17 protein-coding genes are annotated in these 19,576 nt (G+C 22.8%); 3 read left to right on the forward strand and 14 right to left on the reverse strand.

The window, feature by feature from the left end; all coding sequences use genetic code 11:
* Position 1: 1 nt before the first annotated feature.
* Entirely contained in the window at positions 2-409 is a 408-nt protein-coding gene (gene hepT, locus OM90_RS04230) for a type VII toxin-antitoxin system HepT family RNase toxin (RefSeq protein ID WP_058485656.1), read from the reverse strand.
* Between the two features lie 394 nt (positions 410-803).
* On the opposite strand from hepT, the gene gloA reads away from it, so the two are divergent.
* Positions 804-1,184 (forward strand): lactoylglutathione lyase, encoded by a 381-nt coding sequence (gene gloA, locus OM90_RS04235; protein ID WP_058485657.1) that lies wholly within the window; start codon positions 804-806, stop codon positions 1,182-1,184.
* Positions 1,185-1,209: 25 nt separating this feature from the next.
* On the opposite strand, the gene OM90_RS04240 is transcribed toward gloA, so the two are convergent.
* From OM90_RS04240 to OM90_RS04275, 8 genes are all read right to left on the reverse strand, one after another.
* Entirely contained in the window at positions 1,210-1,752 is a 543-nt protein-coding gene (locus tag OM90_RS04240; protein WP_144428538.1) for a GDYXXLXY domain-containing protein, read from the reverse strand.
* On the reverse strand, positions 1,739-2,815 hold the full coding sequence (locus OM90_RS04245; RefSeq protein ID WP_058485659.1) for a DUF2157 domain-containing protein: 1,077 nt from the start codon (positions 2,813-2,815) through the stop codon (positions 1,739-1,741). The genes OM90_RS04240 and OM90_RS04245 overlap by 14 nt, the downstream gene beginning before the upstream one ends.
* Positions 2,816-2,858: 43 nt before the next feature.
* Positions 2,859-3,176 carry a nucleotidyltransferase domain-containing protein gene (locus OM90_RS04250; protein ID WP_058485660.1) on the reverse strand — a complete coding sequence of 106 codons (318 nt, stop codon included), beginning with the start codon at positions 3,174-3,176 and terminating at the stop codon, positions 2,859-2,861.
* Positions 3,173-3,574, reverse strand: a complete 402-nt coding sequence (locus OM90_RS04255; RefSeq protein ID WP_058485661.1) for a nucleotidyltransferase substrate binding protein — start codon at positions 3,572-3,574, stop codon at positions 3,173-3,175. The genes OM90_RS04250 and OM90_RS04255 overlap by 4 nt, the downstream gene beginning before the upstream one ends.
* A 129-nt stretch (positions 3,575-3,703) precedes the next feature.
* Entirely contained in the window at positions 3,704-4,771 is a 1,068-nt protein-coding gene (locus OM90_RS04260) for a mannose-1-phosphate guanylyltransferase (protein WP_058485662.1), read from the reverse strand.
* A 226-nt stretch (positions 4,772-4,997) separates the two neighbouring features.
* Positions 4,998-6,842 (reverse strand): nucleoside-diphosphate sugar epimerase/dehydratase, encoded by a 1,845-nt coding sequence (locus OM90_RS04265; RefSeq protein ID WP_058485663.1) that lies wholly within the window; start codon positions 6,840-6,842, stop codon positions 4,998-5,000.
* A gap of 121 nt (positions 6,843-6,963) precedes the next feature.
* Positions 6,964-8,394, reverse strand: coding sequence for a sugar transferase (locus tag OM90_RS04270; protein ID WP_058485664.1), 1,431 nt, complete (start codon positions 8,392-8,394; stop codon positions 6,964-6,966).
* Positions 8,395-8,535: 141 nt separating this feature from the next.
* Positions 8,536-11,145 (reverse strand): O-antigen ligase family protein, encoded by a 2,610-nt coding sequence (locus tag OM90_RS04275; protein WP_058485665.1) that lies wholly within the window; start codon positions 11,143-11,145, stop codon positions 8,536-8,538.
* Between the two features lie 815 nt (positions 11,146-11,960).
* On the opposite strand from OM90_RS04275, the gene OM90_RS04280 reads away from it, so the two are divergent.
* A complete protein-coding gene (locus OM90_RS04280) occupies positions 11,961-12,182 on the forward strand; it encodes a transposase (protein ID WP_058485666.1) in 222 nt (73 codons plus the stop codon).
* A gap of 136 nt (positions 12,183-12,318) precedes the next feature.
* Here the strand turns inward: OM90_RS04280 and OM90_RS04285 are convergent, their stop codons facing one another.
* The 3 genes from OM90_RS04285 to OM90_RS04295 form a co-directional block, all read right to left on the reverse strand.
* The gene (locus tag OM90_RS04285; protein WP_058485667.1) at positions 12,319-13,407 is read right to left on the reverse strand and encodes an EpsG family protein; all 1,089 of its coding nucleotides are present in this window, start codon (positions 13,405-13,407) and stop codon (positions 12,319-12,321) included.
* Positions 13,408-14,583, reverse strand: a complete 1,176-nt coding sequence (locus OM90_RS04290; protein ID WP_058485668.1) for a glycosyltransferase family protein — start codon at positions 14,581-14,583, stop codon at positions 13,408-13,410. It abuts the gene before it with no gap.
* A gap of 111 nt (positions 14,584-14,694) precedes the next feature.
* Positions 14,695-15,453: a glycosyltransferase family 2 protein gene (locus OM90_RS04295; RefSeq protein ID WP_058485669.1), complete on the reverse strand. Its 759-nt coding sequence runs from the start codon at positions 15,451-15,453 to the stop codon at positions 14,695-14,697.
* Positions 15,454-16,304: 851 nt separating this feature from the next.
* On the opposite strand from OM90_RS04295, the gene OM90_RS12575 reads away from it, so the two are divergent.
* A complete protein-coding gene (locus tag OM90_RS12575) occupies positions 16,305-16,499 on the forward strand; it encodes a transposase (protein ID WP_144428544.1) in 195 nt (64 codons plus the stop codon).
* Positions 16,500-16,619: 120 nt separating this feature from the next.
* On the opposite strand, the gene OM90_RS04300 is transcribed toward OM90_RS12575, so the two are convergent.
* Positions 16,620-18,035 carry an oligosaccharide flippase family protein gene (locus tag OM90_RS04300; RefSeq protein ID WP_058485670.1) on the reverse strand — a complete coding sequence of 472 codons (1,416 nt, stop codon included), beginning with the start codon at positions 18,033-18,035 and terminating at the stop codon, positions 16,620-16,622.
* A gap of 65 nt (positions 18,036-18,100) precedes the next feature.
* Positions 18,101-19,330 carry a CDP-glycerol glycerophosphotransferase family protein gene (locus OM90_RS04305; RefSeq protein ID WP_058485671.1) on the reverse strand — a complete coding sequence of 410 codons (1,230 nt, stop codon included), beginning with the start codon at positions 19,328-19,330 and terminating at the stop codon, positions 18,101-18,103.
* Between the last annotated feature and the right edge of the window lie 246 nt (positions 19,331-19,576).

Below are 19,576 nucleotides of genomic sequence, written 5' to 3' on the forward strand. Positions count from 1 at the left end.
CTTAATTTATCTTGTTTACAGCATATATAAATTCCTCAAAATCCACTAAATGATTTTCTATAACTTGTTTTAAAATATCTAAATTTAATTTTTGACAATTATACACTGCAATATTTCTAAATCCAATCATAGCCTTTAATTTTTTTAATAAATCATCATCTATTATATTATAATGATTGATTACTTCAAAAGCATCTCTACTATTTTGAGGTATTCCCAATTTTTTAACAGAAACTATATACATGGCAATATCTATAGTTGCTTCTATAGCTCTTTGAATATTTAATACAATAGAATCTTGCTTTGTATAATCATTTAAATTATCAGGATTATTATCATAAACTTCTCGAATTCTCATCAAACATCTCTCTATAATAGCAATTTTGTTATATAAAACATCTTTATCCATATATTTTACCATCCTTTTTAATTCTATCTAGAATTATCTACCTTTCTTCATTTAATTTTGCATATTCTTTAAGAACTCTTATATCATAGTTTATCATCAAATTTTCATCTTCACAATAAAGTATTTTTATTTCGAACCAAAAAGATAAATAAACTTTGGACTAAATTCTAATTTTAAAAAATTTACTATTTTGATTTTATCTTCTTTACCTAAATACATTTTTATCCTCTATCCTTTATCTTTAATTTAATACAAATATATTTTACCAAAATAAAGCTGTTTATTGCATTAAATTTAATATCATTTATACTAAAATATTTTATCAAATAGATTAAAATATAAGAATCTGTTATAATTATAAAGTAATAAATTTATTTTAAAAGGAGTGGTACTTTTGAATTATAAAATGCTTCATACTTGTATAAGAGTAATGGACTTAGAAAAATCATTAAAATTTTATAAAGAAGCTCTAGGTTTAGTAGAAACCAGTAGAAAAGATTTCCCAGAACATAAATTTACCTTAGTTTATTTAAGTGATAAAACAGGACAATATGAATTAGAATTAACTTATAACTATAATCCTGAAAAACCTTATGAAATAGGTAATGGATTTAGTCATATAGCAGTTTCTGTAGACGACCTGGAAGCTTCAAGACAAAAACATATGGATATGGGATATGAAGTAACAGAACTAAAAGGGCTTCCTGGAGAACCTCCAAAATATTATTTTGTTAAAGATCCAGATGGATATGCCGTTGAAGTTATCAGAGCATAAAAAAGTTCTTCTTAAGAAGAACTTTTTATTCCATAGGATATACACTTTTAAGTATAGCATAACTTCCTAAAGTTTTTACCTCTACAAGTAATGCTCCTTCCCTAGACATCTCTTCTAATTCCATTCCTGTATTTTCTGGTACAAAATAATTATCCAATCCACAGTCTAACATCACAATAGCTGGTTCATTACTGTCTTTATAAGCATTTCTAATTCCTTGTATCTTTGCAAACAAATATTGTTTATTTTTAGGTTTATCCTTTGCTACATAATCAACTGTATGAATTCCATTTAAATCTTTTAGAACAATATATACTTTATCTATCTCGTTTTTATAAATACCATTATCATTTACAATAATTCCATCTTCAAACTTATCTATTTCTATTTCTTCTATTTCATAATCTAATGAAACATAATCTCCTCTAAATAAATCCCTAGGGTCATAGGGTCTAGTCTTTAGTATAATAGTTTCACCCATTAAATAAGTCATAAGAGGAAGGATAATCATTAAAATTAAAACAATTATAGGTATAAATAATACTAATATCTTTTTATTTTTTATCAAATTTGTCCCTTCCTTCTTTTCTTTTTTTCTCAAACCAATATCCAAATCCTCCTAAAATCAATCCTCCTCCAATAAAGAAAAGAGATTTAGGCATAAAATCAAAGGATAAATCTATATAATATCTAAATATTAAAATACATATTAAAATAATAGGATAAACCTCTCCTTTATTTAATAAATATATTAGAAAAATAAAATATCCTATAGCAAAAATAAAAGAAAAAAAGCCTAAATTAGAAAAAGTAAATTCCCATAATTCAGAAATAGTTAATATTATACCTGCAATACCATATACTAAAATCCCTATAGAATTAACCATAAGCTCTTTTTTTAATTTTGTAAGACTCATGGATAATCCTATTATAAAAAATATAATAGCAATAAATAGAGGCTCTACTTCAAAAAGAATTAATGATTTCATTATCACAGTTAATAATATAGCTATATTAAAAAAAATAATATCATGAGATTTTTGTATTCTTTTATTTAGTAAATACAATATAGCTAAAATCCCGATACTAATAATTAAAAATTCAAACTTTCCTTTTGTTAATAAGTAAATATAAATAAAAATTAAAGCTTCTCCAAAACTAAATAGAATCCTATCTTTTAACACTAAAGCTATGGGAAATACCCCCACTGACCAAATTAAAAAAGCCGACCCAAAATCAGAACTATAATGAAACATCTGTCCTACTAAAAATATTCCCGCTCCATAAATAATCAATCCTAAGTAAATTAGACTTCTAGATACCCTAGGATATATATTTTCTAACTTAAGCCCCCCAAAATTACAAACTCCAATAAAAAATATAATAGTTAAAAACTTTGAAGGTTTAGACATGTAAGCCCAATTACTGGCAATAAAACTAAGAATCCCTGCTCCAATCAACACCGCAGCAACTATTAAGATAGTCTGTATAAAGTTAAATCTTTTTGCTATTTCATAAGAATTTAAAATATTTCCTTTAACCTCTTCACTTATAAATCCTCTATTTATTTGATAATCTAATTCTTCCTTAATAATCTTATATCTATATTTACTTATCTTTTTTTTCTCCAAAATGTCACCTCCTTCTTTATATTATGTATAATTTACTAAATATTTATAATATCTCATCTCGTTTATAAAAAATTTTTCCTAAAGTTTCTATATGTTCTTTTAATTCCTCATTACTTAAAGTTTCATAATGAAGAATATCAAAATAATACGGAATAGGTAATTCTTCATTTAATCGTATACTTAATCTATTAATAATTTCATCTGTTACTTCTTTACCAAACACAGCTAAATCTATATCCGACCCATTTTTATAATTTCCCATTGCACGACTTCCAAAGATTACAACTTTCTCTATTTCCTTATAAAGTTTTAAAGTTTCTATAATCATATTAAAGCTTTTTTGTGATATTCCGTACTTCATTTTCTTTCTCCTAACTCATTATAAACTTGGGATATAGCATTAAAATATTCTTCTTTTATCTTTGACACTGCTAAATTAAATCGTTTTTCATCATAGGTATGAGCCATGAGATTTCTCTTTTCTAACATATCCATCCATATCTCTCCATCTTTAATAAGGCCGTAATGAAATGCTGATTTAATTACTTCTCTAGGAAAAGAAACTATTACTTCTTGAGATTCTAAATAATCTTTAAGAGTTTTCCAAGCAAGTTCAAAAGTATATTCAAATCTCTGAATTAATCCTTCTTTTTCAAGAACAGTAAGTTTTTCAAAATCTTTAATAGCCAATTTTAATTGAGAATATGCTTTTTCAAAGTTTTGGAATCTTTGTTTCCATCTTACTTCCTTTGGATTCATAATAACATCCTCCTAAATTATTATAATACTTTATATTCTTTTTATTAATTAGACATTTTAATTATTATTATACCAAATAAGTAAATCTAAAAATACCCTCTTTCATATTTAATATGAAGAGGGTTGTTTTTATAATAATTCCTTTTTATTTTTAGATTTTAATTCATCCACTATCTTTTTAACATCTTGAGCTCTATCCTTAGGGCAAACTAAAGTAGCATCGGGAGTATGAACTATAATAAGATTATCAACTCCTAGTGTAGCTATAAGATGTTCTTTACCATAAACTGTAGTATGGGTAGTATCTATATTGACATGTTCTCCTATAATAATATTTCCATTTTCATCTGGCTCATATATACTTCCTAAACTATCCCAGCTTCCTACATCATTCCATCCAAAATCTCCAGGAACAACTAATACATCATTACTTCTTTCCATAATACCATAGTCAATAGATATATTGGGCATCTTTGGATATAATTCTTTTAAAACTCTAGGTTCATCTTCAGTATCAATATATTTTTCTAACTCTACTAATCTATCATAAAGTTTTGGTAAAAATCTTTCAATATTATTTAAAATAGTAGAAGCTTTCCATACAAACATTCCACTATTCCATAAAAACTTTCCACTTTCTAAATACTGCCTTGCCTTTTGAATATTAGGCTTTTCTACAAACTCTTCAACTTCATACACGCTACTACCTACTTCTTTGTCCATATGAATGTATCCATATCCTGTACAGGGGAATGTAGGTTTAATTCCTATAGTAATCAAAGAATCTGTACTTTCGGCTAAATTAAAACATTTATCTAATATATTTACAAACTCTGACTCATTTTTAATATAATGGTCAGAAGGTAATACACACATAAGAGCGTCTTTTTCCCTCTTTTTTAACACCATAGCAGCATAACCAATACAAGGAGCTGTATTTCTACCTATAGGTTCTAATAAAATATTTTCCTTAAGAATATCCTTTATGACTACTTCCTTCATAATTTCTTCTTGCACTTGATTAGTCACTATTAAAGTCTGGCTATAGGGGACTAAAGGATTTATACGATTAATAGTTTCATTAATCATAACATCTTTTCCTGTTAAATTTAGTATCTGCTTTGGCGAAGCCTGCCTTGATAGTGGCCAAAAACGAGTTCCTCCCCCTCCAGCCATAATAACTGCAAATCTTTTCATTTTTACAACTCCTTTCCATATATATTTATTATTATATGTAAATAAAGATTTTATATTAAAGTTATAATTATATATCCACTAAGTTTTTGAATACCTAATCAAATACCACTAAAAACACTCACTTAAAAAAGATACCTAAAATAATTATACCACTAAAATAAACCCTTAACAAATAGTATAAATACGTCAATTATTTAGCAACCTAATATAAATCAATATATTTTTACTAATTTTGTCTTTTATATGTCGGTACTACCTTTTCTAAAGCTTTAATTATCTCTTCTTTTTCTTTCCCAATAACTCCCTCTAATATTTCAATTTTTTCTTTTATTTCTTTAATATCAATTTCCATAGGTTTAGCAATATGTATTTTATTATACTTTGTACTAGTCAGTCCTTCTTCTGCCATTAGAAGTTCTTCATATAATTTTTCTCCTGGACGAAGCCCTATGTACTCTATTTTTATATCTTCATCCGGTATAAATCCAGATAATCTAATAAGGTCCCTAGCTAATTTATCTATTTTAACTGGCTCTCCCATATCCAGTACAAAAATTTCTCCCCCTTTAGCCATAGCCCCTGCTTGTATGACAAGTTGGGCTGCTTCAGGAATAAGCATAAAATACCTTATAATATCTGGATGGGTAACCGTAACAGGTCCCCCAGCTTCTATCTGCTTTTTAAATAAAGGAATTACACTGCCGCTGCTTCCTAAAACATTTCCAAAACGTACAGCTACAAATTCTGTACTACTAACTTTATTCATAGCTTGAATCATCATTTCACATATTCTTTTAGTAGCTCCCATTACATTAGTTGGGTTTACAGCTTTATCCGTTGAAATCATTATAAATCTTTTAACTTTCATCTCATGAGCAGTACATACCACATTCCAAGTACCAAATACATTATTTTTAATAGCTTCCTCTGGATTTTTTTCCATCATAGGGACATGTTTATGAGCAGCTGCATGAAATACAATATGAGGCTTATACTTATTAAAAACATTAAAAAGTCTATCTTTATCTCTAATACTAGCAATTACTGTTTCATATGATATATTAGGATATATTCTTTTCCATTCATTTTCTAAATCATATAAATTTTCTTCAGAAATATCTAACATAACTAACATCCTAGGATTAAATCTTCCTATATGTCTACAAAGTTCTGAACCAATAGACCCTCCAGCCCCTGTTACAAGTATAACTTTATCTTTTATATAATCAGACACTTCATCAATATTTAAATCAACAGGGTCTCTTCCTAACAAATCTTCTATATTAACTTGTCTCATTTTTTGAAGCAAAAGGTCTTGAATATTCCCTGAAACTTCCTTTATTTCATGAATCGACGGAAGTATCTTAACAACACATTGAGTCTTTTTACACTCATTGATAATATCTACTAAATCCCTCTTTTTAATAGAAGGAATAGCAATAATAATTTCATCTATTTTCTTACCATAGGCTAAAAGAGAAATCATATCCCTATTACCTAGAACAGGGACTCCATTAATCTTTCTTCTTAATTTATAAGGGTCATCATCTACTAAACATATTGGAATACGATTAGATGAGGGATGATTTTTAAAACTTTGTATAAGTAGTCCTCCTGCTTCTCCTGCTCCAACTATCATAACCCTTTTTCTTTTACGTTTCATAAAAATATTTTCTTGAAAAGTTAATCTATTATAAATCTGTTTTATAAATCGAGTTCCCCCTATAAATATAATATCAATAAAAGTGGCAATAACATAAATGGACCTAGGCACTTCTAATCTAAAAAAATAAATACCAATAATAATAATTCCATTAGCAATACATATCATAAAAACCAAATTTATAACTTCATCAATCCCAGCATATTTCCAAATAGGTTTATATAATCCCATATAATAAAAAACAAAAAGTTTTACTAAAGTTACAAAAAAAGCCATTTCAAAATAAACTTTAAAATAATATACTGGCATATTGCGTCCAAAACGTAAATAATATGCCATAATAATAGATAAATTAATTAGCACAATGTCTATACCAAAAATAAGTATTTTTTTAGCCTTATATTTCATTCTTCTCCACACCCATCATCAACTTAATTATTACTATTATATCAAATAAATAGAATAAAAAATACCTTCTTTTATATTTTATAAAGAAGGTATTTTTATAGTAATTATAATTTTATTTCCTCTATCTAGATCCTTTTCTTTTTAATACTGAAAAAACTGTCATAAATAATATTTTAATATCTAATAAAATAGACCAATTATCAATATATTCTACATCTAATTTAACAACTTCTTCAAAATCATTTATGTCACTTCTTCCACTAGCCTGCCACATACCAGTAAGTCCTGGCTTAATACTAATCCTTCTTCTATGATAAATCTCATAATTTTTTACTTCATCAACTGTAGGAGGTCTTGTTCCTACAAGACTCATATCACCTTTTAACACATTCCAAAACTGAGGCAACTCATCCAAACTGGTACTTCGAAGGAATTTACCTACTTTAGTAATTCTAGGGTCATCCTTCATTTTAAACATATGACCTTTCATCTCATTATATTTCATTAATTCTTTTTTTCTTTCTTCTGCATCTTGATACATAGAACGAAATTTATAAAACTTAAATTTTCTACCATTTCGTCCTACACGATACTGAGAAAAAAATGCTGGCCCTGGTGATTCTAACTTAATAGCAGGTATAATAAAAATAGATACCATTCCTGTAATAATTAATCCTACAATAGCCCCTAAAATATCAATTATTCTTTTTAAAGCTAATTCGATAGGAGTAAATCCTACTGTATAAAAAGTTAAAACAGGAAAAGTCCCAATCGTTTCTACTGTAGTTTTAGCAATTTTTAAATCATATAAATCCATTACCATATGAACTGTAATTCCCATACTTTCACAATCTAATATATATTCTTCTATATTTCCTATATAATCTCTCGGTAAAGCAAAAACCACTTCATCAACAACATTTTCTTTTATAATATCAATTAAATTTTCTATTTTACCTAATATCTTATCATCGTTAATTTTTTTATTATTTTTATTATCTTCTACTTGAACATATCCTATAATATCAATCATCAAATCTGGTCTTGTCTCTATATATTTTCCAAATTGCTCTGCTCTATCCTCTGTTCCAACAACAATTACTTTTTCATGATAAGTTTTACGTATAAAAATAGATTTCCAAAATAATTTTATAAATATTTTATCTAACCAAAGAATAAATAAATTAACTATACCAAATATTCCATAAAACAATCTACTAATACTATTATCTCCCATAAAATAAAATGTAGAAGCTAAAACTAATTCACCTATAATTACAGCAGGTACTAGTTTAAAAAGAATATTTATATTATTGTATACTTTACCATCTTTATATAAATCATACACTTTAAATACACTTAATAATATAGGCCATGTAGGTACTATAACCCACAATACCCAAATATAATGATTTATACCCTGTAACCTACCATATAGTTCTACAAAAAAGTAATCTCTAATCCAATAAGCTATAAAAAATGATAATATTGTAAAAATTATATCAATAATAGCCATAATTTCTTTTATAAATTTTGTCTTCTTTTGATTCATGCTAAATCCTCTCCCATATAAAGTCATCTAAGCTATTATAACAAATTTTTGATGAGAATTAAACATTTTCTATATTTCAACATATAACTACATTACACTAAAAATTAAACCTTGAAAAACAAGGTTTAATTTTTATCAATATTACTTATATATAGACAAATAAGTATCAAAATACGTACTATCAACTACTTTATTTTTCTCTAAATCATATACTACAATATTCATTCCTCTTTGATTTTGAGAATACTCTTTTCCATCAATAACTATGCTAGAAATATTTCCTGTAGTAAATCCTGCACTCTTCATATAAAGATTAAATGGAATGATAATATCTCCTAATTTACTTCCTTTATCTAATTTTAATTCTAACATAGTATTATCTAATAATTCTATAGAATCTATTTTATCCATCTTCCCACCAATAGCTAAATACGAATATCTATATTTTCCTTTTAATAAACTTTCCAATCCTAATTTCCCCATTTCATTAGTAACTTCTGGAATTAATCCTACAGTCCCTTCATCTTTAATAGATATTAATACAAGCTGATTATCTTTTATTTGATTTAAATAATCTATTAAAGAATATTTATTAAGATGAAAATTACCTACAAAGATTTTTTCACTACCTTCTCCATTTATGTAAGCTTTCACTTTATAATTTTCTCCATTTCCTTCTAAAGGAACAGTAAACTTATATATATTTCCTAACTCCCAAGTACTAGTTTTAGGATTAATTAAATACGACCTTGTAAATTTTTGCTTTTCGCTAATAGATTTATTAATATTATCTACTTCATATTCTAATATAAGACTTTTATCTTCTTTTATAGTCTCTTTAGATTTCATATAAAATGTTATACTTTCATTATCTGATTCTATTTTTTCTAATGTAATATCTTTAGAAAAATTTACAGGAAATTTATTTTCTGTGATAGAATATTCATTATTTTTTACCTCTTTTTTATAAATCCATTGATTTTTTACAAAAAGTTCTTCTAACCAATCTGGTGCATACAAATAATCATGTAAAGGGAATATCTTATCTTCCACTTTATACTGAATTAAATTAAGACTTATGTTATCTAGTTCTTGTGAATTACTATATATAGATTTAAACTTAATAATATATTTATTAGTATTACTATTAGGTTCTAACATTATTTTCCCTACACCATTTGCATTGTTATATTTATATTGATAAATTAGTTTTTCTAATCCATCATTTAACTTTTCATAAACTTTAACATAACTTATTCCATCTTTTGATTTATCTTTTAAATAGTACTCTAATAAGTAAAATTGCTCCTTATTTTCTACATCAATATCATATACTAACTCTTCCTGACCTAATACTACTTCTTTAGGAATCTTTCTTGCTATATCTAAATATATCCCACTTAAAAATACAAAAGAAATACATAGATATATCAATAACCATCTATTATACTGAATATTTCCATCTTTTTTTTCTTCTTCTGCAATATTAACATTTATTTCTTGTAAAGCAAACAATATTCCTATTAATAACCACAATCCTCTAAAATTTTCTAAAGATAATACTAATGACTGCACTGCAAATCCAATAAGAGCAAAAAGAAATATAATATTAATTTTATTTCTATTTTTCCACATCTTAATTAACAATAAAATAAATATAGAACTAAATACGCCCAATCCTATAAAACCCATTTCAGCAAAAATACCTGCAAAAGTATTATGAGGAAGACTTCTAATACTTTCACTATAAATAAAATCATCTCTTTTATCATAAAGTTCATCTATATAAGGAGTAGAATTAAGCACAAAATTTCCCCTTCCTACTCCTAATATAGGATGATCTAATCCCATTTTAATAGAAGCTAAAGAAAGATTTTTTCTAATTAAAAACTGTCCTTCCCTTTTTACTGCAGATTCTAATCTTTGTTCAATACTACTTGATAAATTTTGATTAAATAAAGAATAATCCATATCTACAAATCCTAAATACAATATTAAAATCGATGGAATAGCTAAAATAACAACTTTATATAAATTCTTTATATTCCACAATATATATAATCCCAATGCTACTAAAAATCCTACAAGAGAACCTCTAGACTGAGTCATAAAAATACAAAAAGCTGTTAATAACAGTGTTATATATCCTAGATATTTATAAATTTTATCATTATATAAAGTTATAAAAACAATAACCATAAAGAAAGATAAAGTTAAATATGTTCCAGCAAGATTAGCATCTGTAAGACCACCCATAAAGCGATTATTAGAAGAAATAGTATTATGCCATATAATATTATTACCTACAAAATAGTTAAATTGCACAAATAAGCCTATTAAAATATTAAACCATAATCCAATAATCCAAAATAAAGATACTTTTTTTAATTCTATTAATTTTGAAAAACTGTTATAGCCTATAAAAAAATATATACCAACCAATATAAATTTAATAGCCTCACTAAAAATCCCTATAATATCTACCGTATTAATATCCTTAAAATATATAGCAGTAAAATTAGAAATAAATAATACTATTAAAAGCAAAATAAAATACCACCAATGAGGAAAATTTTTCTTAAAGCTAAAATTTTTAATGTCAATAAGATATATAATACATAACAAAAGCAAAAAAATATCTGATAAAGCTGTATTAAATTTAAAAATATTAAAAAAATCAATAACACTCATAATAGAAAATGTTAGAATAATAATGTATATAAAATATTGTTTTAATTTATCTATCCACATATCTCCTTCTCCTTAAACTTAAAATAAAAACACGCTAATTTAAGCGTGTTAATTATATCATTTTTATTATTATAATACAATTTATCTTATAAAATTCCATAAAATAATTATTTAAAAAATATTATAGTTTGTTGAATAACTAAAATTACCATTAAAATAGTCATCACTTTCTAGTATTATGTTAAGTAACACACAAAAACAATCTCCTAGAAAAGACGACTAACATGATTATACACTTAACATGATAAAAGNTTATGTTAAGTAACACACAAAAACAATCTCCTAGAAAAGACGACTAACATGATTATACACTTAACATGATAAAAGATAACCTCCTTCTATAAAGTTTGTAAAAAGTTACAAAGGATTTTTGAAAGATTCACATCTAAAAATAACTTTAAGAAAGTAGGTAGACCTAAAAAATATTCTAATTTACAGATAATTCAATGCTTAATTTATAAAATTATGAATAAAATTTACTGTTTAATAGAATTAGAACGGACATTATCTAATGACGCTTTAGCTTCTACTATTATAAGATTAAAATATGTTTCAACCATTCTACTTTAATTATTAGAATTAGACAAATAGAAAAAAGAAGAAATTAACTTTTAATTTTTATTACAGCTAACATATGTGATAGTAATTGTAAAGATTTAATAAACAAACTAAAAGATTATGATTTTTATATTACTAGGTGATGATGTTAAAATTAAATTATTTAAACTTTGTAATAAAGTTACTATTAACTTATTAACTAATATAAATAAAAGATAAATCTTTAAGTTCTATAAAATTAATATAGAATAAAGAATATGTTATTTCTAAAATCTCTTATTAAAAAATATACAGGAAGAATTATAATAGAAAAATTATTTGCAGTATTAAAACAACGTTACAATTTAGAAAACTCTAGATTCTATTGTTTTAATAAATATAAATCTTATGTAATGTGGACATTATTAGCATATTTAATTGAAAAATTAATTGACCAAAAAAAAGGGGTAGACAGTCTTAAATTCCCTTGGAATAAGTAGTAAAATATATTAAATTATTATACCTCTTGATCTATTAAGAAAATAATTTTTACACAACCTATAATACTAATAATAAAAATAAATTTTAAAATTTTACACCTCAACTATTAAAAATTATTCATTAATTTAGTATTATTTAAGATAGAAAAATACGATATGGAATATATTCATCAGGATAAGTATAATAAATTATATATAATAAATTTAATAAATTTAGTAATACAAAAAACAAATAAGTTAAATACTTACTTTTAGAATATTTAATACATAAAGATATTGTTGTTAATTCAAAAACTTTAAAATATAAATAAAATCTTTTAAATGCAATAAAATTAGGAGATGAAAAAATAATAAAAATTAAGCTTCCATATAAAAAGTAACTATAAAGTTTTTCTTCTTTTTTTTGTAAAATCACTTTGTTTTTTAATATTATAAATGTTAGTATAATAATAGGTAATATTTGTTTTAATATAGATATTAATTGATAAATTATTTTTTTATCTTCTTCTAAATATCCCATATATTGAAAATACCTAATTCTTTCTATAAAATATTGTTTTTGAAAAAAACTTATTTTTAATATACTTTCTATAAAATTATCATTAACAAAGTAATCCATTATTTGAGATAAACTAAAAGCGATAAAAATTCCTAATAACAAACTTCTATATTTCTTTTTTATTTTTTTATTCATAAATAAAAAAGAAATTGTTACTAATGACGTTTTATGAAATAAAAAAGCAAAAATCAAACATATATAAAATTTAAAATACTTATTTTTTTCAAGATTACTTATTGCAATAAGCATTATACTTATTGCAATAAATTGTCTATTACCCCCACTATATAAAATAAATATATACATTGGAATAATTGTTAATAATCTATATTCTTCTTCTATATATGTTTTAACAAAATAGTATATACTACATATTATTATTAAATTATATATAGCTAAAAAAAACGTATAACTTGGAATAATATTATATATTAAATAATTTAATAATATATATCCTTTATCATAATAATGACTAAATGTTTTAACCCCTTTCAAAAAATAATTATAATATTGTTCCCAATCTGTCCAGTTTTCCCATCTTATTGTTGCAAATATATATATATACATATATGAAGATATATAAGCATATTTTTTAAGTATTTTATTATTTGAGAAAAAAAACATACTATTTATAAATAAAATAAAAAATAATCCTATGTAAATCATTTATAATTTCTCCATTTGATTTTTTAAATTTATAAAAATATTATTATAACTAAGATCATTTTTTGCTCTTTTTATATTATTTTTAAAAACATCCGTTTTAATATTTTTTAAAAGTAAATTATTTATAACATTTATCATATCATTTATATTATCACATAAATATCCCATATCCCCATATTTAGAAAAATAATAATTAAAAAAATCATTTTTTATACTAATTATAGGTTTCCCCATTTTTATTGCATCAAAAAAAGAACCACTAGCAATTAATTTGTATGAATCTTTATCATAAAAAAATAAAATATAATCTAATTCATTGACAATTCTTTCGTATTCTTCTCTTTCTATTAAATCTTTTCCTAATCCTGGCATTTTTACATTATGTTTATTATATTTTTCAATATTAAATTTAATTTTCCCCACTATAGTAAATTCCAATTTTTTATCTTTTATTTCTTGTTGAAACATATCAGCTAACTCAAATATTTTATCACTATTTTTTTCTTTTGTAGCAACCCCAACAATTCCTAACTTAATTGTATTGTTTTTACTTTTATTTTCTCTTTTAATTCCCTTAAAAAAAGTTTCCGAATAGTCATATGGATGATCTATTACTATTAAATTTAATTTTTTGTAATATGGATTTAATTGTAATAAATTGTTTTTAATACTCTCGCCTAAAATAATATAATATATATTCATATTAATTTTTATATTAAATATAAATCTAAATAAAATCAAGATAAATCTATAATAAATTGAAAAATAATTTAATCCTTCTTTTCTCAAAGAATCTAATTCACCATGACATACAAATATTACTTTTTTCTTTAACAAAATATTTAAAAATTTAATAAAAAATAAAGAAAAAGGATTAATAGTTAAAAATAATATTTCTTTAGCTTTAATATAATAATATATATCATAAAATACTCCTATAATATATTGCAATAAAGTTGCTAATTTATAATTTATCTCTCTAATATTTAAAATACATCTATAGTTTATATCTCTATCAAATTTAATATATTTGTTAATTTTTTCATAATGACTTTTCACAGTCCTTAATATAACTTTTTTATACATTGATTTATACATATTTATCAACATACCATTTACTACTTCATGTTCATTCCCTTTTCTAAAACTATCTATTATATATATTTTTTCTCTCATAAATACCACCTTATTTTCTTTCTCGTTTTGTAAACTTAAATGAAAAATCTTAAACCCATTATATAAAAAAATATTTTGTAAATTTTTACTTCGAAATTACATAATACAATTCTAAATTTTAAAATTATATTTTTTTAGTCCAAAATATGCCCAATTAGCTGTATAATATAATGAACGTATTAAACCTAATTTTTCGATATTATAATAAACATTAAATTGATATTTCATCATTTTTATTTTATTTCTCGATACAGAATTAGAATTTATCCTATAATATCCAAGTATTTTATCATTTCCATATGCAATTTTATTATTTCTAAGTAAATTTAACCAACAAGCAAAATCTTCTCGTTTTATTGCTTCTATGGGAAATTTTATCTCTGTATATTTTTTTCTATCAATTAAAACTGTAAAAGTTTTTATTGGGCAAGTTTTTAATAAATCATAATAACTTATTTTAGAAGGAACAATATGTTTCCCTAATATTTTTTTATTATTTTCATCTATCAATTCATATGACCCAAATACAAAACCAGCTTTTTTTTCTTTCATAAATTTTAATTGATATTCTAAACATTTCTCATTCAAATAATCATCTGAATCTAAAAATGCAACATATCTCCCTCTGCTTATACTTAAACCTTTATTTCTCGCAATAGCAGCTCCACTATTATTTTTTAATGTAATTATTTTAATTCTACTATCTTTATATTCAGAATGAATTATATTTAATGTATTATCTTCTGACGCATCATCAATAATTATTAGTTCAAAATTATCATAAGTTTGAGTTAATACAGAATTTATTGCTTCTCTTATAAATTTTTCATTATTATAAGTAGGCATAATAATAGATACCATATCTTTCATTTATTTTCTTCCTTTGCTATTTTATTTTTTAAATAAAATTTCTTCTTATAATAAATATATTGTAAATAATTAATAAATTTATGTTTATTTGATTCATAAATATTAAACTTTTAATTTTTATTTAACATTAAATTTTTGAATAACTAAAATTACCATTAAAATAGTCGTCACTTTCTAGTATTATGTTAAGTAACACACAAAAACAATCTCCTAGAAAAGACGACTAACATGATTATACACTTAACATGATAAAAGNTTATGTTAAGTAACACACAAAAACAATCTCCTAGAAAAGACGACTAACATGATTATACACTTAACATGATAAAAGATAACCTCCTTCTGTAAAGTTTGTAAAAAGTTACAAAGGATTTTTGAAAGATTCACATCTAAAAATAACTTTAAGAAAGTAGGTAAACCTAAAAAGTATTCCGATTTACAAATAATTCAATGCTTAATTTATAAAGTTATAAATAAAATTTACTGTTTAATAGAATTAGAATAGGTATTATCTAATAATGCTTTAGTTTCTACTATTATGGGATTAAAAGATATTCTAGACCATTTTACTTTAAGCATTAGAATTAGATAAATAGAAAAAATAAGAAATTAACCTTTAATTTTACTACAGCTAACATATGTGATAGTAATTATAAAAATTTAATAAACGAACTAAAAGATTATGATTTTTATATTATTAAGTAATGATATTAAAATTAAATTATTTAAACTTTGTAATAAAGTTACTATTAACTTATTAACTGATATATTAGAAAAGTTAAATTTTTAAATTCTATAAAATAAATATAAAATGAAAAATATATTATTTCTAAAATCTCCCATAGGGGAAAATATATAAAAAACAAATTGCAATTGAAAGATTATTTGTGGTATTAAAGCAACGTTACAATTTAGAAAATTCTAGACTCTATAGTTTTAATAAATATAAATCTTATGTAATGTGGACATTATTAGCATATTTAATTGAAAAATTAATTGACCAAGAAAAAGGGGTAGACAGTCTTAAATTTCCTTGGAATAAATAGTAAAATATCTTAAATTATTGTATCTCTTAATCTATTAAGAAAATAATTATTTAACAATCTAAATTTATATATAATTACTTCTTAAATTTTAAACTTATAATCAAAAAAAATAAATACTTACTACCTAACTTTTGTAACAAAATTAAATTTTTTATAATTTAATAACAAAAATATAAATAATAAAACAGCCAACATATATCTTATTATTAATAAATTTTTTAAAAATATCATTATAGTAGAAACGACACAAACAATTAATGTAGACAATATTATAAAAATTAAAGAATATAATTTTACTTTGAATAATTTTTTTAAAATAATCCAGTGAAAAATAAATAAACAAATATAAGAAATCAAAGTTGTATATGCAGCTGATATTGCTCCATATAAAGGTATAAAATATATATTTAATATAATATTAAGTATAGCTGCTGCAACTGTACCTATTGCTATATAATTCGTTTTTTTTAAAAAATATTCAATACCTACAGGTAATACATATAAAAAATTAAAATATACAGATAAAACAATAGGTAAAATCATATCTATCCCACTCCAATATTCTTCAGGACCCATAATCATAATTATCTCTGGAGATATTGTCACTAATCCTATCGTTAAAATTGAAAATAACACAATATAATATTTAGAATTATTATATATAGTCTTATAATCTTTTTTATCCATTTTAGAATATATCCATGGATCCCAAATATTTTGTATTGAATACAAAATAACTATCAATATTGTTCCTATATTATACACGAAGCTATAAATTCCTACTTGTGATGGATCTATATATTTCTGTATCATAATCCTATCAAATTGAGCTAATACATTTTGAGATAAATAATGAATAACTAACGGAAGACCCATAACCAATCCAAACTTTATATGTTTTTTCCTATTTCTTTTTTTTATTTTTTTATTTGTTAAACTAATTAAAATACATATTCCTATAATAATCATAGGGAGTGAATTTCCTATAATTCTTCCCATATATTTATCTGATTGTAAAATCATAATAATAATCAATGATATAATAACAGAAAAAATAGTATTTAAAAATGATATACTTAAAAACTTTTTATATTTAAATTCAATAATATATCTTTGACTTATGAAAGATATTAAAAAACTTGAATAACTACTTAAAATTAAAAGATTATATATAAATTGATTAAATTCAAAATATTTTTGTATACTCTCAAAAAATGTGTTACCTATCAATAAAAAAAACATAAAAATCATAAAAGATAATTCTACTACAGATAATAAATAACTTTCAAATTCTTCCTTAAACTCATATTTTGCATTTTTAACTGTACCAACTAATCCAACACCAATTATTATAGATAAAATTTTCTCATAAGCAATATAAGTATTAACCATCCCATAATCTGATGTAGTTAATAATCTTGTAAATATAGGTATAGTTATAAAAACTACTCCTTTTAACAAAAAATTACCTACTGTATACCACAATCCTGCTTTTATTATTTTATTATTAAATTTATACAATAATTTGTTAAACATAAAAATCTCTTTCCTATAAATATGATATTATAATTTTAATTATTTTCTAATATTTAAAACATTAGCTATTTATATAATTTTAACTTTTCAACTACCTTATTATATACATTTTCACTAAAATTACAAGATTGTTTTTCATTAAATAAATTATTTAATTTTTTTATATGTTGTAAATACGAAATATTGTCATTCATAATTTTATATAATAATTCAACAAATTCTTTAGAATTTGTTGCCTTTAATTCACCTGCTAAATAATTATAATCAATATAAAGCCCATTTTCTTTACTAATATATTCTTTTAAATCTGGAGCTAAAAATATTACAGGTCTTTCCAAAAGTAAAAAATCTACAAGAGAACTAGAATAATCCGTTACATGTATATCAGAAACTGCGAGTAATTCTTGAACATCATCGACATTATTATCATTTAAAAATATTATTCTATTTGTTATATGTTCATTAATATTTTTTGCTAATAAATGCCACTTAATTAATAAATAAGAATCACTATCCTCTAATAATTTAATTAATTCTTTATTATTAATTAAATTATTTAAAAAATTGTTAAATTTTCTTGAACTATCATCACTAGTCCTATATGTAGGTAAATATAAAATAATCTTTTTTTTATTGGTAATATTAGGAACAAATTTCGCTAAAACATTTTTTTTATCTAAATTTTTAATAAAAACATCATTTCTAGGCTGTCCTGTAATAACAATATTATCTTTTTTTATTCTAAAAGCAGATGAAATATTTTTCAACATAAAATTTGACGTACATATACTCATGTTTCTATAACATTCATTAAATAATTTTATTTTAATATTTTTTAAAAATATAATTATCTTATTAGTATTATTTCTAGCTACTTCATCATATGTTATTTTTTTAATAGGCATCCCATGCCACAATGCTATAATATATGCTCCTCCACATAAAACAACATTCCCAAAATCAAATAATCCATTAGTATATAATTGAACCCCTGCTCTTAATCTAAACCATATACCTTTAATTTCTAAATGATTATATACTTCATACCCTTTATTTTTTAAATATTTTTTTATTTCTTTATTCTTAGTTATCCATATAGACCTTATTTCTGGATGATAAGAATTCATATATTCAAAAAAATATTTAGCATTATCAGCATATTTATTTCCTAACCATGCACCATAAACCCATATTTTTTTATCCCTTGGAAATATTTTTATTAAATTAAACATTATAAAATTTATCAACCAAAAAAATCTATTTTTTATTTTAAAAATTCTAATTTTCTTATTCATTATTTTCCTCCTAACTTTATCTTACATTTTGTAAACTTAAATTAAAATTAAAACTTAAAATTTTTGTACAATAATCTACAAATCATACATTTCAAAAACAAATAATATTTTTGTAATAAAAACAATAAATTATTTTATATTGTTTTAATAACAATAATCAATAATAATAAATTATTCTACCTATCTAATTATTAAAATATTAATAAATTATTTCTATATTCTCTTTTTTAATAAATTTTTCAATAA

Origin of the sequence: Defluviitalea phaphyphila (genome assembly GCF_001466305.1) — a bacterium.
Classification (GTDB): domain Bacteria; phylum Bacillota; class Clostridia; order Lachnospirales; family Defluviitaleaceae; genus Defluviitalea_A; species Defluviitalea_A phaphyphila.